The following is an 18098-nucleotide window of genomic DNA, read 5'->3' on the forward strand; positions in this document are numbered from 1 at the left end:
TTATTTCAGATGGCAAACCGTATTTTGATCGTGGACGATGCTGCATTTATGAGAATGATGATTCGGGACATCCTGTCCAAAAATGGATTTGAGGTAGTAGGAGAGGCCCAAGATGGATCACAGGCCATTGAAAAATTCAAGGAGCTTCGTCCGGACCTGATTACGATGGATATCACGATGCCTGAAATGGACGGCATTGCCGCTCTGAAGGAAATCAAACAAATTGACGCGAATGCAAAGGTTATCATGTGTTCCGCGATGGGTCAGCAAGCAATGGTTATTGATGCCATTCAAGCTGGCGCAAAAGATTTTATCGTTAAGCCTTTCCAATCGGATCGGGTTATCGAAGCCATCAACAAAACACTGGGTGTCTAAGGCGCACCCAGTATGGATACACAACAGGGTGCCTCTGACGCATTGAGTACATCCAGCAATATAGGCAACATTGCCTGGGTCCTTTTCGTGCTAATCTTTATCATCGTACTGATCGTGTACTTGATACGGTTTTTGAGTAAAAGAAATCAGAGCTGGTTCAGCAACCGCTCCGTTCGCATACTGGGAGGCGTGGGACTGGGTCCCAATAAATCCCTTCAGCTTGTTGAAGTAGGTAGCAGTGTGTACCTCATTGGTGTGGGAGAAGATATCCAGCTTGTTGACAAAGTATCCGATCCTGAAGAAGTGGAGCAAATTTTGGCCGCACTGGAGCAGGAAGCTTCTCTGCAGCGCGGCCCGATTGCCCCGCTATTCGCTAAAATTGCGGATAAGCTTCGCCGGAACAACGCGGCACAGCAGCAGCCTGAAGAGGAGACATCTTTTCACGAGATGTTTGAATCCAAGCTTCGGCAAATGCCGAATCGCAAGGATAAACTTGAAAAGCTGCGCAATGAGGAGAATACTACAGATCGGTCGGGAGATTCATGAGAAAAAAGATTATACTTGCATGTTTGCTGCTTGTCTTATTCAGCTTCATTTCGGTGACGGCGGCCTCTGCGGAACCGATTCCGAACATTGATATTCAAGTCGGCAATTCGGACAAAGGACAGCCCGGTGCCACCTCGCTGTCTATTATTTTACTTATTACTGTCATTAGTGTAGCGCCCGCGTTGCTTGTACTTATGACAAGTTTTACGCGAATTGTGATTGTGCTTGGCTTTGTGCGAACTTCGCTGGGAACCCAGCAGATGCCGCCTAATCAGGTGCTTGTTGGACTGGCTTTGTTTCTCACTTTATTCATTATGGCACCGACGTTCTCAGCTATGAATGAAACTGCGCTTCAGCCGTATCTCAAGGGGGATATAACACAGTCTCAGGCGCTGGACAAGGCATCGGTACCGATCAAGACCTTTATGTTCTCTCATACACGTGAGAAGGATCTACTGCTCTTTATGAAATACACCAAGATGGAAAAACCAAAGAATTATCAGGATATTCCACTAACGGTGATGGTTCCGGCTTATGCAATCAGTGAGTTGAAAACGGCCTTTCAGATGGGCTTTATGATTTTCATACCATTTTTAGTTATAGACATTGTAGTGTCGAGTACACTCATGGCTATGGGGATGATGATGCTACCACCGGTAATGATTTCACTTCCTTTTAAAATACTGCTCTTTGTACTTGTAGATGGTTGGTATTTGGTAGTCAAATCGTTGCTTCTAAGTTTTAACACATGAGTACTTCATGCAAGGACAGCAATCAAGGAGGACGGCAATGACTTCGGAGTTTATTATTTCCCTGGCTGGGCAAGCGGTGTACATTGTACTCAAGGTGAGCGCTCCGATGCTGATTTTGGGGCTAGTCGTGGGTTTGATTATCAGCATTTTTCAGGCGACAACCCAAATTCAGGAGCAGACACTGGCCTTTGTTCCGAAGATTGTCGCCGTATTGCTGGCATTGCTTTTGTTCGGGCCTTGGATATTGACCACATTAGTGGACTTTACGTATAACATTCTGGACAATTTGTACAAATATATAGGTTAGGCTGAATGTTATGAACATATTGTTACAAAGTTTTCCTGTTTTTTTGCTGATTTTTTGTCGGATTACCTCATTTTTTGTAGTAGCGCCTATTTTTTCGACCCGAGGTGTACCTAATATCTTTAAGGTCGGAATTTCAGGATTTCTAGCTTTGGTCGTGTATCTTACATATGGTACGCATCAACAGGTACCGACCGATGTAGCGTATGTGCTGTTAGTGGGCCGTGAAGTGCTGATTGGGTTGTTATTGGGATTTACTGCATATCTGTTCATGACAGCGATCCAAACCGCAGGCTCATTTATAGATTTACAGGTGGGGTTCGGAATGGCGAGTGTGTTTGATCCCATGACAGGGGCTTCAACGCCTTTAACAGGGAATTTTAAGTTTGCCATAGCTGTATTGTTCTTTTTAAGTATAAATGGGCACCATCATCTGCTAAATGCTATCTTATACAGCTATGATTGGGTACCGTTGACAAATGATTTTTTTGTAAAGCTGTATGGTGGCAGTGTAACTGAATTCCTGGTACGTTCTTTTGCGGAATCATTTATGCTGGCCTTTCAAATTGCTGCCCCCATTGTAGTAGCTACCTTTTTAACGGATGTGGGACTCGGTTTTTTAGCTAAAACAGCGCCACAATTCAACATTTTTGTCATTGGTGTACCTCTTAAAATTATTGTGGGACTGTTCATGTTACTGCTTCTCATGCCAAGTTTTGCTTTTATATTCGAAAGATTGTTTTCTGTGATGTTCGAATCCATGCGCAACTTGTTGGATATTATGGGTAATCGTCCTTAATATCTGGTCTGGAGGAACGTAGTTTGTCATTTAAATATGCTATGAACCTGCAGTTGTTCTCAGGGGAAAAAACGGAAAAAGCTACACCCAAAAAGAAACAGGATGCAAGACAAAAAGGGCAGGTTGCAAAAAGCATGGAGTTGCCCGCCGCTGGTGTCCTGCTGGTTACGTTTTTTTGCCTCATGATTTTCGGCGGGTATTTTAAGGACCATGCGGTTCGACTATTTCGAGATATTTTTGTGAATCGGCTTTCTATGGAGGTAACGCCGAACACAACGCTGCTGATGATGGGCGAATATGGTGTGCAAATTTTGATTATGTTGGCACCTATTTTTATTGGGGCCATTGTCATTGGGATAGCAGCGAATTACATGCAGATCGGTTTTTTATTAACCGGAGAGGGCATTACGCCCAAGTTTAGCAAGATTGATCCGATTAAAGGATTCAAAAATATTTTTTCCATGAGGTCATTGGTTGAATTCCTGAAATCTGTTTTAAAGATGACCGTAATTGGTTATCTGGTGTACAGCGTACTCTGGAAAACAAAGGCTGACCTACCCAAACTGTCTGAAATGTCCGGCGATCAGATGTTGAGCTTTACAGCTTCATTAACGATGGAACTGGGGCTCAAAATTGGTGTGGTGCTGTTCGTTTTAGCGGTATTGGACTATATGTATCAACGTTATGAGCATGAGAAAAACCTGAAAATGTCCAAACAGGACATCAAGGATGAATACAAGAAAATGGAGGGTGACCCGCTGATCAAAGGGAAAATTCGCGAGCGTCAGCGCCGTATGGCTATGCAGCGTATGATGCAGGAGGTTCCTAATGCAGATGTCATCATTACCAACCCTACGCACTTTGCTGTGGCTTTGAAATATGACGGTTCGGAGATGGAAGCGCCGCAGATTATTGCGAAAGGGCAAGATTACGTTGCGCTCCGAATTAAAGAAATTGCCAAGCAAAACGGCGTTATAACGATGGAAAACAAGCCGCTGGCGCGGGCGCTGTTTCAAAGAGCCGAAATCGGGGATGCGATACCAGCTGATCTGTTCCAGGCCGTTGCCGAAGTGCTGGCGTATGTATATAAATTAAAAGGTAAAGTGAAATAAAGGGATCGGAGGGCTAGAGACCCGTGAAAATAAAAGAAATAACTGTCCTTGCAGGCGTCATCGGTATCGTTCTTATGATGATTCTCCCGATCCCATCATGGCTGCTGGATATCCTACTCGTCATTAATATTTCTATTGCTTTAATGATTCTACTCGTTTCTATGAATACGAAGGAAGCTTTACAGTTCTCTATTTTCCCTTCATTGCTGCTCATTACAACGTTATTTCGTTTGGCACTTAATATCTCTACAACCAAACTTATTTTAGGTGAGGGCCATGCAGGGGAAGTAGTTGCTACGTTTGGTAGTTGGATTGCAGGAGGGCAAATTGCCGTCGGTTTTGTTGTCTTTCTCATTCTCGTGGTCGTACAGTTCATTGTTATCACCAAGGGATCTGAGCGGGTTGCTGAGGTAGGCGCACGGTTTACATTGGATGCAATGCCGGGTAAACAAATGAGTATTGATGCGGATCTGAATGCAGGTTTGATCAATGAGCAGCAAGCCCGTGAACGACGCAGTAAAATCGAACGGGAAGCAGATTTTTACGGAGCGATGGATGGTGCGAGTAAATTCGTTAAAGGTGATGCCATTGCTAGTATTATCATTTTGATCATCAACTTGGTCGGTGGCTTTATTATCGGTATGGCCGTTCAGGGAAAAGGATTTCAAGAGGCGCTGTCGACTTATTCTGTCCTCACCATCGGTGACGGACTGGTCAGTCAGATTCCCGCACTGCTCATATCCACGGCGTCAGGCTTGATTGTTACGCGGGCTACGTCAGATGGCAACTTGGCAGAGGATTTAACTGGACAACTCTTTTCTTATCCAAAACTGATCTACATTGTGGCTGCCACAATTGCATTATTAGGGCTTTTCACACCTATTCATATCATTACAACTCTTCCACTGGCGATTCTGCTGTTTTTTGCGGCTCGAAGAATGCAGGGCAATATGGAGCGCAAGCAGATAGCCGATGAACAGCTGGAAGAGGAGCAACAAATTGAAGAAGTCCGTAGTCCGGAAAGTGTCATTAATTTGCTTCAGGTAGATCCAATTGAATTTGAATTTGGATACGGGTTAATTCCGCTGGCGGATACACAGCAGGGCGGGGATTTATTAGATCGGATTATTATGATCCGTCGTCAATGTGCTTTGGAGCTAGGTCTGGTTGTGCCGGTCATTCGTATTCGGGACAACATTCAGCTCAAGCCAAACGAGTATGTAATTAAAATTAAAGGTAATACCGTGGGCGGCGGAGAGCTTCTGTTAAATCATTACCTGGCTATGAGTCCGGGATACGACGATGATTCTATTACAGGAATCGAAACGACGGAACCAGCCTTCGGATTGCCTGCGCTCTGGATTGATGAGAACACCAAGGATGTTGCGGAATTATCTGGTTATACCGTAGTTGATCCACCTTCAGTTGTAGCTACTCATCTTACGGAGACGATCAAGAAACATGCTCATGAGTTGCTTGGCAGACAGGAAACACGGTCGCTGGTCGACAATCTCAAAGAGAATTATCCAGTGCTGGTGGACGACCTTATTCCTTCTGTGCTTGCGATTGGGGATGTACAAAAAGTGCTGGCCAAGCTATTGAAAGAAAAAATCTCCATTCGCGATATGGTGACTATTTTCGAAACACTAGCTGACTACGGTACTTATACAAAAGATCCCGACGTGCTGACTGAATATGTCCGTCAGGCGTTGTCCCGTCAGATTACGCAGCAATTTGCCCAACAAGGGGAGACGTTACGCGTTATTACAGTGGGACCAGGATTGGAGAAGAAAATTGCTGAAAGCGTGCAACAGTCGGAGCAAGGTAGCTATTTAGCTCTAGACCCGGTGTCAACGCAAACGGTGTATCAAAGAATGATGGAGCAAATCAACCGTCTCATTCAATCTGGACAGCAGCCTATTGTGTTAACGTCACCGACAATTCGTATGTATTTGCGGCAAGTGATGGAGCGGACGATGCAGGATGTCCCAGTGCTGTCGTACAGTGAGCTGGAGCCGAACGTTGAAATTCAAAGTGTCGGGGTGGTGAACTTATGAGAGTGAAACGATATGTAGTGGATACCATGCCAGAAGCTATGCTGCAAATCAGGGGTGACTTAGGAACAGACGCCGTCATTTTAAGTACAAAGGAAATGAAGGTCGGCGGTTTCATGGGAATGTTCAGTAAAAAGAAAATCGAAGTGGTAGCTGCGGTAGAGGAGAAGCAACCTCAAAAGCCACGACGTTTTGGACTATCTTCACAAGAGCTTGCCCAGGCGGCTTCATCTTCAATGAATGCTCCTGAACAGCCAGAAAAATCATTTATGCCTGTGGTTCCCAGACAAGCTGCTCCAGAAGCTTATCGGCGGGTAACGCAGATGACGGGTGGTTCCAAAGAAGAACAAGCTGAATTAATGATCGATGCAGAACAAGCAGCTTCAGCAACTGAGCATTTGTCATCTAGGTCTGCTAATAATCTGGAGACTACGTCTCAAGCACTTGATCATGAAGCATTACTTTCGAACATGAAATCATCCAGTGAACTGTTTAAACAGCCCATTGAAGCAAGCGTTCCAGACAAGAGCGGAGCGGAGGAAAATCAGGCTCTGCTTAATGAATTGCGGGAAATGAAGACTATGATGACTCGGTTTTCCCGAAACTCTTCAATGGAAAGTACTTGGCCGGAGCCGCTGCAAGAGATTTGTGAGCGTGTGCTGGAACAGGAAGTGGAACGTGATTTACTGGAGTATTGGCTCGAACAGGTATATGTGCGTCGGAGCGAGCACCCTTTTGCGCCTGAAACTTTCGATTGGGAACAAGCCTTTCGTGAGGAAGTGGCCAGTTTTATTCAGACAAGACTGGACAAAGGGATCTCCAAAGATACCAAAATTGTGTATGTGGCAGGTCCTACCGGAGTAGGGAAAACAACAACCATTGCCAAGTTAGCAGCAGAACAGTTGTTTAAGCATCATCGCAAAGTTGGATTTATTACTTCTGACACGTACCGGATTTCAGCCGTCGAGCAACTGCGAACATATGCTACGATTTTGAATGTACCGCTTGAAGTTGTGCAATCTCCTGGTGACGTCCACAGAGCCATTCAACGGCTGGAACATTGTGACCTGATCCTCATGGATACCGCAGGACGAAATTATCGTAATGAATTACTTGTTTCGGAACTGCAAAGTCTGCTTTCGCCTATTAATGAAAGTGAGACGTATCTGGTACTCAGCCTGACATCCAAAAGTAAAGATATGCTCAATATAACTGGACATTTCAGCAAGTTTGGTCTCGGTAAGGTTGTATTTACTAAGATGGACGAGACAGGTAGCTGCGGTGGAATGTTTAATCTTTTGCATCAATTTCCTATGCAACTGGCCTATATTACCAATGGACAAAATGTTCCTGATGACCTGCTTCATCCCGATACAGAAATGGTCACAAGCATGCTGCTTGGACCCAAAACATCAACAGGAGTTAACGGAGATTCCATATGAGTGACCAAGCCCAATCACTTAGACAAATGGCTTCTTCCTTGGATAAATATCGATTGCCCCCACGTAGTCGTCAAGCAAAAATTATAACGATCACCAGTGGTAAAGGCGGGGTGGGCAAATCCAATTTCACGCTGAACTTTGCTCTTGCTCTGCAATCCCTTGGTCGAAGGGTACTTGTGTTTGATGCTGATATAGGTATGGCCAATATTGATGTATTAATGGGAGCCAATTCACAATACAATCTTTTACATCTGCTAAAACGTGAGAAATCAATTGATGAAATTATTCAAACGGGTGTAGGTGGTTTGCCTTATATTGCTGGAGGATCGGGTTTGAGCGAATTGTTTACGTTATCGGATGACGATCTGAATTATTTTGCCGAAGAAGTAGAGAAAATGGCGGCAGATATGGATTATATTCTATTTGATACAGGTGCAGGTTTATCCAAAGAAAACCTTAAATTCATCACTTCAGCTGACGAATGCCTGGTTGTAACTACACCGGAACCTACGTCCTTAACAGATGCGTATGCGCTAATTAAAGTCGTCAGCGGTTTGCAAAAGGATACGGTATTCAAAATTATAGTCAATCGTGCCGATAACGATAATGAGGCCCGTCAAGTTGCCGATAAGATCGCACTGGTTGCGAAACGCTTTTTGGAGATCGATATCCCGTTGCTTGGACATATCAGTGATGATACTCATGTCATGCAAGCAGTCAAAAGGCAAGTACCATTTATGGTTGCTTTTCCGGGATGTGCGGCTTCAAGAGATGTATTGAATCTGGCACACCGTTTTGCAGCAATGCCACAGATTCCGCAATCAGGTGCATTGAGTGGAATTAAAGGGTTTATGCAAAAATGGTTGCGGCGTTCTGTACATTGATTTTGATGAGAGGAAACAGAGGTGTTTAACATGTGTGCTTACCGGGTGCTGGTTGTAGATGATTCGGCCTTTATGCGCAAAATTATTACAGATTTAATTGTAAGGGATGAGTCGTTCAACATCGTAGGTACAGCCGCCAATGGCAAAGAGGCTGTAGAGAAAGTGAAGGAATTGCAGCCCGATTTGGTCACCATGGATGTCGAGATGCCTGAAATGAATGGTCTTGAAGCATTGCCATTGATTATGGCAGCCCATCCGCTACCTGTAATTATGCTGTCAGGCATTAATGAACAAGGCATGAAGGAGACCATCATGGCTCTGGAGGCAGGAGCTTTCGATTTTATAAGAAAGCCTTCCATCGCTCATGCGCAAGATATTGAGCAAGTGAGTAAGGCGCTGCTGGAACAGATGCACACTGCTATGCAAGCAGTGCGGAGTCGTCTGGAGCGCAAGGAAGCTAATGAGCGCAAAGCTGCATTGGAACAAGCGAAAAAAACGCCACAGCAAAAGCCTCCAGGACAGGCTGTGACTGAGAAGCGATCAGGCAGTCAAGCTTCGACAGACAAGTCTCCTGTTGTTCCGCTTGCTCCTTCACCTGCTGTATCAGCTCAGCCGAAGCGTGATGTTGGCAAGTCCGCCCCGGCAGTAGCCAAGCAGGAAACTAAACGACAACAGTCTGGAACATCTGTTACAGCGGGGCGCATAGAACAGCAGCCAGCTGCTCAGCCAAGCAATAAGTCAGTCCAAGCACCTACTGTTCAGAAGAAGGAAGATTTGTCCAAGGGGATAGGACGAACACCAGGGCAACTAAACAGTACTACTACGGCCGCTGGCAAATCGCTGCATGGTAAGGATAAAGCAGGCTTGGTTAAGCCGGAGCCCCATAAGACGGTGATTTCATCAGCTACTCGTACTCCTGCGGCTGCTACGCCTCCAGTAGCGGCACCTACAGTTCCTGCCGCACCTAAGGGATTGTCACTTAAAAAAGGTGTGCACACGTCCAACTTTCGCAAACTAGTGGCGGTGGGATGTTCTACGGGCGGTCCGCGGGCGCTTAAGACGCTGTTGGAACGCATTCCTGGTGATTTTCCTGCTCCAATCGTTATCGTTCAGCATATGCCGCCAAACTTCACTCGTTCGCTGGCACAACGCTTAAACACGTTAAGTCCACTCCGAGTTGTGGAGGCTGAGCAGGGAATGACGTTGGAGACTGGAACGGCCTACATTGCCCCAGGGGGATATCAACTAAGAATTGTACCAGGAGCTGGTGGTAAATACACTGTGTCACTGAAGACGGAGGAAGCTCGCAATGGTCACCGTCCTTCCGTAGATACGATGTTTGAATCGTTGCTCTCGTTAACCTCGTTGGAGCGGCATCTAGTATTGCTCACTGGAATGGGGAGCGACGGGGCCAAAATGATGAAGAAGCTTTATGATGCTGGGGTACAATCCACATTTGCTGAAAATGAGGAAACTTGTGTAGTGTACGGAATGCCCCGCTCAGCAGTAGAGTTAAAATGTGTGCGTCACCTTCTGCCAATGCAGGAGATCGCCCCCAAGCTTGTACAAGTTGTGAAATAATCGGAGTGTAACTCATGGAGGAGGTGTCTCACAATGGACATGAACCAATATTTAAACATGTTTATTGATGAGTCGAATGATCATCTGCAATCTCTTAACGAAAAAATGCTTCAACTGGAAAGCAATCCAACTGATCTAGGTATCGTTCAGGTGATTTTCCGTTCTGCCCATACCCTCAAGGGAATGGCTGCTACGATGGGGTTTGAAGACCTAGCATCGCTTACCCACCAAATGGAAAACGTTCTTGATCTTGTACGTAACAACAAGCTGGCGATGCATGAATTTATATTCGATACCTTATTTAAGGGATTGGATGCTCTGGAGTCCATGGTGCAGCACATTACAGAGGGAGGCGACGGAAAAGCGGATGTCTCCTCTATTGTATCTTCACTACAATCCATCGTGAGCGGGGATTTCCAAAAGACCGGCGCAAATGCTGCGACTGAGGAGTCTCCATCTAAAAAAGTGGGCAAAAACGATAGTGCTGGGCTTGTTTTGGATCAGTTCCAGTATTCTGTATTGGAGCAATCTATTTCTGAAGGACATCGTGTTCACTATATACAGGTAACAATCAGCTCAGAGAGCCAGTTAAAGGCGGCGCGTGCTTTTATGGTGTTTAATACACTGGAAAACTCTGGTGAAATCGTCAAGGCCTATCCGTCGGTACAGGATATTGAGCAGGAGAAATTCGAGCAAAGCTTCTCGTTATATTACATAACGCAGAAAGAAGTTGGGGAGCTGGAAAAGGAAATCGCGGGCATCTCTGAAATTGACACTGTCTCAGTGGTACAACTAGATCAGGAATCGCTTAAACAAATGAGCGAAGTTACTGCTGGACTGGCTGAGACTGCTGCGGTACAGGAAGCTCCTGTTGCCGTGCAATCACCTGCTCCATCCCAGCCGCAGTCTTCAGCTGCGGCCTCTGTGGCTAAGGCAGCTGCAGGTAAGACGCCAGCAGCTAAGGCAGCTGCCCCTACGCATAACCGTACGATTCGTGTAGATATTGAACGTCTGGATGTACTTATGAACTTATTTAGCGAGTTGCTCATTGACCGCGTGCGGTTAGAGCAGTTGGCAAGTGAAGCTTCCAATCCAGCACTGACAGAAACGGTAGAGCACATGAGTCGTGTGAGCAGCGATTTACAAAACGTCGTTCTTAAATTGCGGATGGTACCAGTAGACACTGTTTTCAATCGTTTTCCGCGTATGGTGCGCGATCTGGCCAAATCGCTGGATAAAAAACTTGATTTGGTTATTACTGGAGCAGAGACTGAAATGGACCGCACTGTTATCGACGAAATTGGCGATCCTCTGGTGCATTTGCTTCGTAACTCCGTGGATCATGGCATTGAGTCGGTAGCCGATCGGATTGCAGCTGGTAAACCTGAGACAGGAACGGTTAACTTGCGTGCTTTTCATAGCGGAAATAACGTATTCATCGAGATTGAAGATGACGGAAATGGTATTAATCGCGATAAGGTACTAAACAGTGCTATTTCTAAAGGGATTTTGACAGCAGAGCAAGCAGCGGTCATGACCGACGAGGAAGCTTATCAGGTATTGTTTGCTCCAGGCTTTAGCACAGCTGCAGTCATTTCAGACGTATCAGGACGCGGTGTCGGTTTGGACGTTGTTAAATCCAAAATCACTGCTTTGGGTGGCAATGTTACGGTTCACTCTACACTGGGCCAAGGCACTAATTTCTCTGTGCAATTGCCGCTCACCCTATCCATTATTGCAGCCATGATGATACAGATCGGTTCTGAAAAATATGCGATCCCATTGTCCTCCATTGTGGAGACTGCGATTGTCAAACGGACACAAATTCGTTCTGTACATGGCAATAAAATGATTGCTTTCCGCGATTCTCATATCCCGCTCATCTCCTTGAGTCAGCTGTTTGAGGTACCGGACTTCAATGAAGATGAAGAAGAAGAGACAGAGGTCGTGGTCATCCGCAAGGGAGACCGTTTGGCAGCTCTTTCTGTACAGGACTTTTTGGGACAAAGTGAAATTGTCCTTAAAAATCTGGGCAAATACCTTCCAAACATCCAAGGAATTTCAGGTGCCACGATTCTGGGTGACGGTCAGGTTGCGTTGATCATTGACCCGAATGTTTTCATTAAATAATGTCTTCATCAGAAATGAAAGAAATGTGAAGTTGCTGACATCAATAAGGAGGGTTTTTAGACATGGGAGAAGAAATTAAAGTTATCGTATTTAAGCTTGGTGAAGAGGAATACGGTGTTGAAGTAGAAAAAGTCCAATCTATTGAACGCATGGTGCCGATTACACGGGTTCCAAGAACTTACGATTTTGTAAAAGGTGTATTCAACATGAGAGGCGTAGTCATTCCGGTTATTGATCTTCGTGGCCGATTTGGATTGCCTGAAGCTGAATATACCGATCAAACCCGCATCATTATCGTTGCAGTGGGCGAAATGCAAGTCGGCTTTATCGTTGATTCAGCGAATGACGTTATTGACCTGAATACTGACAATATCGAGACACCACCGGAAGTGATTGGCGGAGTTAAGGCTAAATATCTTCGCGGAGTTGCTAAAATTGGTGAAGAGCGCTTGTTGATTATGCTGAACTTGTCCGAAGTCCTGAATCGTAGCGAAATGAACCAACTGGAAGGCTTAGAGGATTAACATATGGAGAATCTTGGGAATCTCGAAGACTTCAAGTTGGATGTGTTGAAAGAAGTCGGCAACATTGGCTCGGGGAACGCTGCTACAGCGCTCTCCCGGCTTCTCAATAAACCGGTCGACATGGGTGTGCCCAAAGTACAAATGCTGCCTTTTGAGGAAATTGCCGATAAAGTCGGTGGAAATGAGCAACTTGTTGTTGCAATATTTTTTAGGGTAGAAGGGGAAGCCCCCGGCAATCTATTCTTCATATTGCAGCCTCAGGCGGCAAAAGGCTTACTTTCCCGTTTGGCGAATATTCCTTCAGATGACGAGGACAGTTTTAACGAAATGGAGCACTCAGCCCTGTCGGAGATCGGAAACATTTTAGCGGGCTCTTACCTGTCTTCGCTGGCCGATTTCACACGTTTATCCATGTATCCAACAGTCCCTGCGCTGGCGTTGGACATGGCAGGAGCAATTCTTAGCTACGGACTGCTGCAGTTTGGGCAGATGGGAGATGCTGCATTATTGATTGACACATCGTTTCTGGAAGGGCAGAATCAGATAGAGGGTCAATTTTTCCTGATTCCTGATCCAGAATCGTTCGGGAAAATCTTTAGGTCGTTAGGAGTCCCGATGAACGATGATTGAGGATAAAAGCATCATTAAAGTCGGCATGGCAGATTTAAATGTTACCAGCAATCCGAACTCGATTCGTACGACAGGACTTGGCTCCTGCGTCGGATTGACCCTCTATGATCCTCATTTGAAACTGGCAGGCATGGCACATGTGATGCTACCGTCCTCAGATATTGCGCGTGAAGGGCAGCTGAATATAGCCAAATATGCGGATACGGCGCTGCCCGAGTTATTTGAGAGGATGCTGAAATTGGGTGCAGAACGACGCAGGCTGATTGCCAAAATGGCAGGGGGAGCGCAGATGTTCGCCTTTGCTGGTAGTGGAGACACCATGCGGATTGGTCCACGTAATGTAGAATCATGCAAGGAAATGCTCGTAGATCTCGGCATTCCTTTGATTGCGGAGGACACAGGCGGCAATTATGGACGAACGATTGAGTTGGACTCTGAAACTGGCGTTTTGAATATTCGAAGCGTACAAAAAGGTGTAAAGGAATTATAAACATGTTATTTGGCAGCTTACGCATTAATCTTTGGTCTGGAGTAGTCGGATTTATTCTGACTTTTGTGTTGTCCGTTGGCAGCAATCTGCTGACCACGAGCTTAATTCGTGGCTTGATCGCCTTCGTTTTTTGGTTCCTACTTGCATTTGTGCTGCGCTGGACACTAGGTGTTGTAGCGCGGCCAGATCTGGGGAATGCCCAAAGCCGGGCAAGCTCTCAGGTAGATGGCGTAGGGGGGAATCTGGACCTGACGACACCAGACGAAAATGAAGACCTGAATGAATTGCTGAAACCGAAACCAGAGCAGACGGACGAGGGGGATAATGGTTTTGCACCTTTAAACCCACCTAAGCTGGTTTCCAACAAGGACCCTGAAGAATTGGCCAAGGCCGTTCGTCACCTGACAGACAAATAAGGAGGGTGAAGCCGATGAACGAGCGAAAAGCCGCTCATTTAAACCATTCCGAACTATGGGAACAATGGAAAGAACACGGTGACAAGGAAGCAAAAAAACAGTTAATTGAAAAGTATCTCCATATTGTGGAGTATGTGTCAGGCCGTCTTGCAGTAGGCTTGCCTAAAAATGTATCCAAGGATGATCTGGCGAGTAACGGCGTTATGGGTTTGATTGACGCTTTAGAGAAATTTGACTATGAGCGTGGTTTGCAGTTTGAGACTTATGCTTCTTGGCGTGTTCGTGGAGCGATTTTGGATGGTCTTCGTCAAGGGGATTGGGTTCCTCGTTCAGTTAGGGAAAAAGCGAAAAAAATCGAGGATGCATACCAGCATTTGGAACAAAGATATCTACGCACGGTCAGCGACGAAGAGATGAGTCATTATTTGGACGTTTCTGAGAAAGAGTTTCAAAATATGATCCAAGAGGTCGCTGTTATGTCGATTGTCTCACTGGAGGATCCGATCCGCGAAGAGGAATCGGAAACACGGCTTTCCCTTTTGGTGGACGAGAAGGCGAAAAATCCGGATCATAAGGTCAATGAATTTACACTTCGTGATGCCCTTGCACAAGGCATTGATAAATTGACTGAAAAAGAACGTATCGTTGTTTCTTTATTGTATTACGAGGATTTGTCACTCAGCGAAATCGCTGAGGTCATGTCGCTATCTCCATCGCGAATTTCACAGTTGCATTCCAAAGCAATATTACGTCTGAGAGCGACATTGGACAAACAACGGGATTTGCTAATGCGTAAAGATTAACGTACGGGAGGTTACAGTAACAGTTAGACGGAAGGAGCACCCTTGTGGAGAAGCAATATGCTTTGGACCAGTTTTTAAAAGTGGTTGTCTCACCTGACAAACAAACCGCCTACTTGGAGTTTGCCAAACGTGAAGAAGGCTTTGCCTGTTCTGTGGAAGAATTAGAGCGTTTTCTAAGCAACCAAAAAATATCCTACGGTTTAATAGCCGATGCAATTCGCGTATTTGCGGCAAGTCCGGAAGATCATTTCTTCGGAAAATTACTGATTGCTCAGGGAAAGCAGCCGATCCATGGCACAGACGGAAAAATCAATCTGGCTGATATTGTGACTGGCGAAGATGCACATAAGCCGCTTGAAACCGTGGATGGACGGGTGGATTATAAAGAACTAACTCGTTTAAGAAATGTAAAACGTGGTCAACTGATTGCCGAACGGGTTGATCCTCTGCCAGGTGTACCGGGGATTGCTGTAACCGGAGAGGAAATTCCTTTTCTTCCAGGTAAAGAGGCGCGTTTTAAAGTTGGAAAAAATGTAGTGATTCATCCAGAAGGTGTTGCGATGTATGCGGCTATTGACGGACTGGTAACTACGACTGAAAAGGGCAAACTTAATGTGTTCCCCGTATATGAAGTTAACGGGGACGTCGATTATAGTGTCGGCAACATTGATTTTGTTGGAACCGTCGTCATTCGTGGGAATGTTTTGACAGGTTTCCGGGTTCGGGCGGCTGGCGACATTCGTGTCATCGGTGGTGTGGAAGGGGCCGAAATTGTGGCGGAAGGTTCAGTGGAAATCACTGGCGGTATTATCGGATACCATAAGGGGTTCGTGAAAGCTGCACAAAATGTGAAATGCTCGTTTATACAAGATGGTAACGTGATTGCGGGAGGCGATGTACTTGTATCCCAGAGTATCATGCATTCCCAGATCAAAGCGAGTAATAATGTAATCTGCGAAGGGACAAAAGGGCTTATCGTAGGTGGCAGTGTACAAGCTGGTAAAAAGGTAGTGGCTCGTACCGTCGGTAATACGATGTCCACAGCTACCAATATCGAAGTGGGTGTACTTCCCGAACTGCGCGATGAACTGACAGAACTCCGCGCACGTTTGAAGCAGCAGACAGACAGCCAGGATAAAACGAATAAGGCTCTTACCATATTGGATCAGCTTGCCGCCGCCGGACAGCTTGCACCTGAAAGAATGGCTATGCGAATCAAGCTGACATCTACTAAAAAATCTAATGAACAGGAGCTTTTGGAAACCAAGTCCAGAATGCTTGAAATTGAACGAACATTAGAGGATACAAGCCGCGCACGGGTAGAAGTGAAAAATGTGATTTACGGTGGCTCTAAAATAGTTATCGGCAGATATACAAAATTTATTAAAGATTCAGTGGAAAGAATGGCGTTTTATTATCATGAGGGAGACATCAGCATGTCCTCCTACGTGTAATTCGGCACACTGATAAACAACATTTAACATTGTATTCCTTGGAAGAAAGATACGGATGCCCAATCGGAAAGGGTGTGGTCCAATGAGCTTGAAGGCTGTTGAATTGCAAATTGCCGTACCTCGCACCAGCGAAGCTGGAAAATACCAAAGTGAGTCCCAGCAGCGGCCGATGAATGATCAAGCATTGCTTGGACAAAAGGCCGCGCTGGAGACGGAGAACATGCGTCAGCGAAGCAGTGCTGTAGATCAGTCTGCGGAAACATTTGTCGGTGAGCGGCAAACAGGGGGACAGAGCAGAGATTCTTCCCAGCAGAGCCGCTCCCGGCCAGATGAGGCTGAACTGCCTAAGGAGCATCCGGCAGAGCATCCGTTCAAGGGACACCATATTGATTTTTCGCTCTGATCCGACAGGTGGAGAAGCGTTATTAAAGGAGACGATGGGCAGTGGATCAACCATGGATTTATATTGTTCTGCTGGGCGCCGCAGCTGTTGTCTATGCCTGGCTACAGCCTAAGCGTCAGCCAGGCCGGGGAACAGAAGAGGCCGTCGTCCAAAAGGTCGAGGCCACATTAGAGCAATATATGGCCGATATTGAAAACGATAATGACGAGTTGATTGAGCTTGTTTCTGGTATGAAGCAGGAGCATACAGTGAAACAGGCGGCATTACAGGAGCAAGTAGCTGAGCTTCGGAGCCGTATCGTGGAGCTTGAGCGCCAGGCTATGTTTGCAACTGTGTCTATGCAAACCGAGCCTGTACCTAAGGAAATACAACATACAACTGCTTCTCAGCAGGCAGCGGTTGCATACGGTCAATTTCAAAGTCCGCAACCTGAAATGTCTGTGCAGGAAGGCTACTCTGGTTCAGAAGCTCCCCTCATAACTATGGAGGAACAGACGGCATTACAAGATCCTGAAACTGAGCAGGAAGCAGAGTCCATCCGTGATCGTTATCAAGAGTTGTTTGCTCTGCATGAGCAAGGCAAGTCAGTGGACTATATAGCTAAGCAATCAGGCATTCAACGGGGTGAAGTACAGCTTATTTTGCAACTCGCGGAGCGGGAGGATGTAACGTGATCAAAAACCGTTCATTTATGCTAGGCATGGGTACTGGTCTTATAACGGGGGCATTGCTATTGCAACTGGCATTGATCGGTCAGGGGCAATCGCAGCAATCTTCCACAGACCCGAAAAACATGACGCGAGAGCAATTAGAAAAGGCAGCAGCCGGATTAAATCTCCAGGTCAGTGACAGCTCTAACCCGAAAATGACAGAAGAGGAATGGCGTAATAAGGTGATCAAGGAAGGTAATAAAACTCCCGTTGCACCCCAAAAAGCTAAACCAGCTCAAACGCCAGCAACACCAAAGGCACCTGCAAACAGCATATCCTCGGCTGGTTCTAAACCTTCGACCAGCACATCGGTTCCACAAAGTCCGAATAAGCCGCAAACTCAAAGTTCTGGCACTACAGCGACTCCCAATATCCCCAAGCAGCCTGCCACCCCACAAGTGCAGTATAGCATTGCATCCGGAAGCAATTTGAGAAGTGTGGCATCAGGATTGCAACGGGCAGGGGTCGTATCGGATGCTAGTGCATTTGAGGCAGCAGCTAAGGCTAAAAAAATCAATACCAAAATTCGTACCGGTACCTATCAGTTTGCTAAAGGTGAGGATTTCAGTTCTATCATTACTAAAATTACGAAAAAGCCGTCCAACTGACCAGACTGGGAAGTGGCCGGCTTTTATTCTTGCTGAAAAGTTCAATGAGAGGCGTAAAACGTCACATCTTGCGTTGTTCTA

Annotated in this window: 20 protein-coding genes; all 20 read left to right on the forward strand. The window is 45.9% G+C overall.

What is annotated here, in order from left to right; translation table 11 throughout:
* The first annotated feature begins 9 nt into the window (after positions 1 to 9).
* The 20 genes from MLD56_RS09955 (at position 10) to MLD56_RS10050 (ending at position 18017) form a co-directional block, all read left to right on the forward strand.
* Positions 10 to 375, forward strand: coding sequence for a response regulator (locus MLD56_RS09955; RefSeq protein WP_010346372.1), 366 nt, complete (start codon positions 10 to 12; stop codon positions 373 to 375).
* Between the two features lie 12 nt (positions 376 to 387).
* Complete coding sequence (locus tag MLD56_RS09960; RefSeq protein ID WP_029517000.1) at positions 388 to 921, forward strand: flagellar biosynthetic protein FliO; 534 nt, start codon at positions 388 to 390, stop codon at positions 919 to 921.
* Complete coding sequence (gene fliP / locus MLD56_RS09965; RefSeq protein ID WP_013309901.1) at positions 918 to 1673, forward strand: flagellar type III secretion system pore protein FliP; 756 nt, start codon at positions 918 to 920, stop codon at positions 1671 to 1673. Before MLD56_RS09960 ends, fliP begins: the two co-directional genes overlap by 4 nt.
* Positions 1674 to 1710: 37 nt before the next feature.
* Positions 1711 to 1980, forward strand: a complete 270-nt coding sequence (gene fliQ / locus MLD56_RS09970; RefSeq protein ID WP_007430038.1) for a flagellar biosynthesis protein FliQ — start codon at positions 1711 to 1713, stop codon at positions 1978 to 1980.
* A 10-nt stretch (positions 1981 to 1990) separates the two neighbouring features.
* Positions 1991 to 2776, forward strand: a complete 786-nt coding sequence (fliR, locus tag MLD56_RS09975) for a flagellar biosynthetic protein FliR (protein ID WP_023988198.1) — start codon at positions 1991 to 1993, stop codon at positions 2774 to 2776.
* On the forward strand, positions 2776 to 3888 hold the full coding sequence (gene flhB, locus MLD56_RS09980; protein ID WP_049816971.1) for a flagellar biosynthesis protein FlhB: 1113 nt from the start codon (positions 2776 to 2778) through the stop codon (positions 3886 to 3888). Before fliR ends, flhB begins: the two co-directional genes overlap by 1 nt.
* 23 nt (positions 3889 to 3911) lie before the next feature.
* Entirely contained in the window at positions 3912 to 5945 is a 2034-nt protein-coding gene (flhA, locus tag MLD56_RS09985; RefSeq protein ID WP_016820963.1) for a flagellar biosynthesis protein FlhA, read from the forward strand.
* Positions 5942 to 7384, forward strand: a complete 1443-nt coding sequence (gene flhF, locus MLD56_RS09990; RefSeq protein ID WP_029517002.1) for a flagellar biosynthesis GTPase FlhF — start codon at positions 5942 to 5944, stop codon at positions 7382 to 7384. Before flhA ends, flhF begins: the two co-directional genes overlap by 4 nt.
* Positions 7381 to 8268, forward strand: a complete 888-nt coding sequence (locus MLD56_RS09995; RefSeq protein ID WP_029517003.1) for a MinD/ParA family protein — start codon at positions 7381 to 7383, stop codon at positions 8266 to 8268. Before flhF ends, MLD56_RS09995 begins: the two co-directional genes overlap by 4 nt.
* Before the next feature lie 30 nt (positions 8269 to 8298).
* The gene (locus tag MLD56_RS10000; RefSeq protein WP_029517004.1) at positions 8299 to 9849 is read left to right on the forward strand and encodes a chemotaxis protein CheB; all 1551 of its coding nucleotides are present in this window, start codon (positions 8299 to 8301) and stop codon (positions 9847 to 9849) included.
* A gap of 33 nt (positions 9850 to 9882) precedes the next feature.
* A complete protein-coding gene (locus MLD56_RS10005) occupies positions 9883 to 11979 on the forward strand; it encodes a chemotaxis protein CheA (protein ID WP_069011401.1) in 2097 nt (698 codons plus the stop codon).
* A 62-nt stretch (positions 11980 to 12041) separates the two neighbouring features.
* On the forward strand, positions 12042 to 12503 hold the full coding sequence (locus MLD56_RS10010; protein WP_007430046.1) for a chemotaxis protein CheW: 462 nt from the start codon (positions 12042 to 12044) through the stop codon (positions 12501 to 12503).
* Between the two features lie 3 nt (positions 12504 to 12506).
* A complete protein-coding gene (locus tag MLD56_RS10015; RefSeq protein WP_029517007.1) occupies positions 12507 to 13133 on the forward strand; it encodes a chemotaxis protein CheC in 627 nt (208 codons plus the stop codon).
* The gene (locus MLD56_RS10020; protein ID WP_010346358.1) at positions 13126 to 13623 is read left to right on the forward strand and encodes a chemotaxis protein CheD; all 498 of its coding nucleotides are present in this window, start codon (positions 13126 to 13128) and stop codon (positions 13621 to 13623) included. The genes MLD56_RS10015 and MLD56_RS10020 overlap by 8 nt, the downstream gene beginning before the upstream one ends.
* A gap of 2 nt (positions 13624 to 13625) precedes the next feature.
* Complete coding sequence (locus MLD56_RS10025) at positions 13626 to 14039, forward strand: hypothetical protein (protein WP_029517008.1); 414 nt, start codon at positions 13626 to 13628, stop codon at positions 14037 to 14039.
* A gap of 14 nt (positions 14040 to 14053) precedes the next feature.
* A complete protein-coding gene (locus MLD56_RS10030) occupies positions 14054 to 14842 on the forward strand; it encodes a FliA/WhiG family RNA polymerase sigma factor (protein WP_013309911.1) in 789 nt (262 codons plus the stop codon).
* Positions 14843 to 14886: 44 nt separating this feature from the next.
* A complete protein-coding gene (locus MLD56_RS10035) occupies positions 14887 to 16296 on the forward strand; it encodes a flagellar assembly protein A (protein ID WP_029517009.1) in 1410 nt (469 codons plus the stop codon).
* Between the two features lie 82 nt (positions 16297 to 16378).
* Complete coding sequence (locus tag MLD56_RS10040) at positions 16379 to 16699, forward strand: hypothetical protein (RefSeq protein ID WP_029517010.1); 321 nt, start codon at positions 16379 to 16381, stop codon at positions 16697 to 16699.
* Positions 16700 to 16740: 41 nt separating this feature from the next.
* A complete protein-coding gene (locus tag MLD56_RS10045; protein ID WP_029517011.1) occupies positions 16741 to 17373 on the forward strand; it encodes a hypothetical protein in 633 nt (210 codons plus the stop codon).
* Complete coding sequence (locus tag MLD56_RS10050; protein WP_029517012.1) at positions 17370 to 18017, forward strand: endolytic transglycosylase MltG; 648 nt, start codon at positions 17370 to 17372, stop codon at positions 18015 to 18017. Before MLD56_RS10045 ends, MLD56_RS10050 begins: the two co-directional genes overlap by 4 nt.
* The last annotated feature ends 81 nt before the right edge of the window (positions 18018 to 18098 follow it).

Source organism: Paenibacillus peoriae, from assembly GCF_022531965.1.
GTDB lineage: Bacteria > Bacillota > Bacilli > Paenibacillales > Paenibacillaceae > Paenibacillus > Paenibacillus polymyxa_D.

Excerpts from the sequence above, each read along its gene's own strand:
- MLD56_RS10025 (WP_029517008.1), top strand. The coding sequence starts at position 13,626 with ATGTTATTTGGCAGCTTACGCATTAATCTTTGGTCTGGAGTAGTCGGA.
- MLD56_RS10010 (WP_007430046.1), top strand. The coding sequence starts at position 12,042 with ATGGGAGAAGAAATTAAAGTTATCGTATTTAAGCTTGGTGAAGAGGAA.
- MLD56_RS10015 (WP_029517007.1), top strand. The coding sequence starts at position 12,507 with ATGGAGAATCTTGGGAATCTCGAAGACTTCAAGTTGGATGTGTTGAAA.
- MLD56_RS10030 (WP_013309911.1), top strand. The coding sequence starts at position 14,054 with ATGAACGAGCGAAAAGCCGCTCATTTAAACCATTCCGAACTATGGGAA.
- MLD56_RS10020 (WP_010346358.1), top strand. The coding sequence starts at position 13,126 with ATGATTGAGGATAAAAGCATCATTAAAGTCGGCATGGCAGATTTAAAT.
- fliP (WP_013309901.1), top strand. The coding sequence starts at position 918 with ATGAGAAAAAAGATTATACTTGCATGTTTGCTGCTTGTCTTATTCAGC.
- flhF (WP_029517002.1), top strand. The coding sequence starts at position 5,942 with ATGAGAGTGAAACGATATGTAGTGGATACCATGCCAGAAGCTATGCTG.
- fliR (WP_023988198.1), top strand. The coding sequence starts at position 1,991 with ATGAACATATTGTTACAAAGTTTTCCTGTTTTTTTGCTGATTTTTTGT.
- fliQ (WP_007430038.1), top strand. The coding sequence starts at position 1,711 with ATGACTTCGGAGTTTATTATTTCCCTGGCTGGGCAAGCGGTGTACATT.
- MLD56_RS09955 (WP_010346372.1), top strand. The coding sequence starts at position 10 with ATGGCAAACCGTATTTTGATCGTGGACGATGCTGCATTTATGAGAATG.
- MLD56_RS10000 (WP_029517004.1), top strand. The coding sequence starts at position 8,299 with ATGTGTGCTTACCGGGTGCTGGTTGTAGATGATTCGGCCTTTATGCGC.
- MLD56_RS10040 (WP_029517010.1), top strand. The coding sequence starts at position 16,379 with ATGAGCTTGAAGGCTGTTGAATTGCAAATTGCCGTACCTCGCACCAGC.
- MLD56_RS09960 (WP_029517000.1), top strand. The coding sequence starts at position 388 with ATGGATACACAACAGGGTGCCTCTGACGCATTGAGTACATCCAGCAAT.
- MLD56_RS09995 (WP_029517003.1), top strand. The coding sequence starts at position 7,381 with ATGAGTGACCAAGCCCAATCACTTAGACAAATGGCTTCTTCCTTGGAT.
- MLD56_RS10005 (WP_069011401.1), top strand. The coding sequence starts at position 9,883 with ATGGACATGAACCAATATTTAAACATGTTTATTGATGAGTCGAATGAT.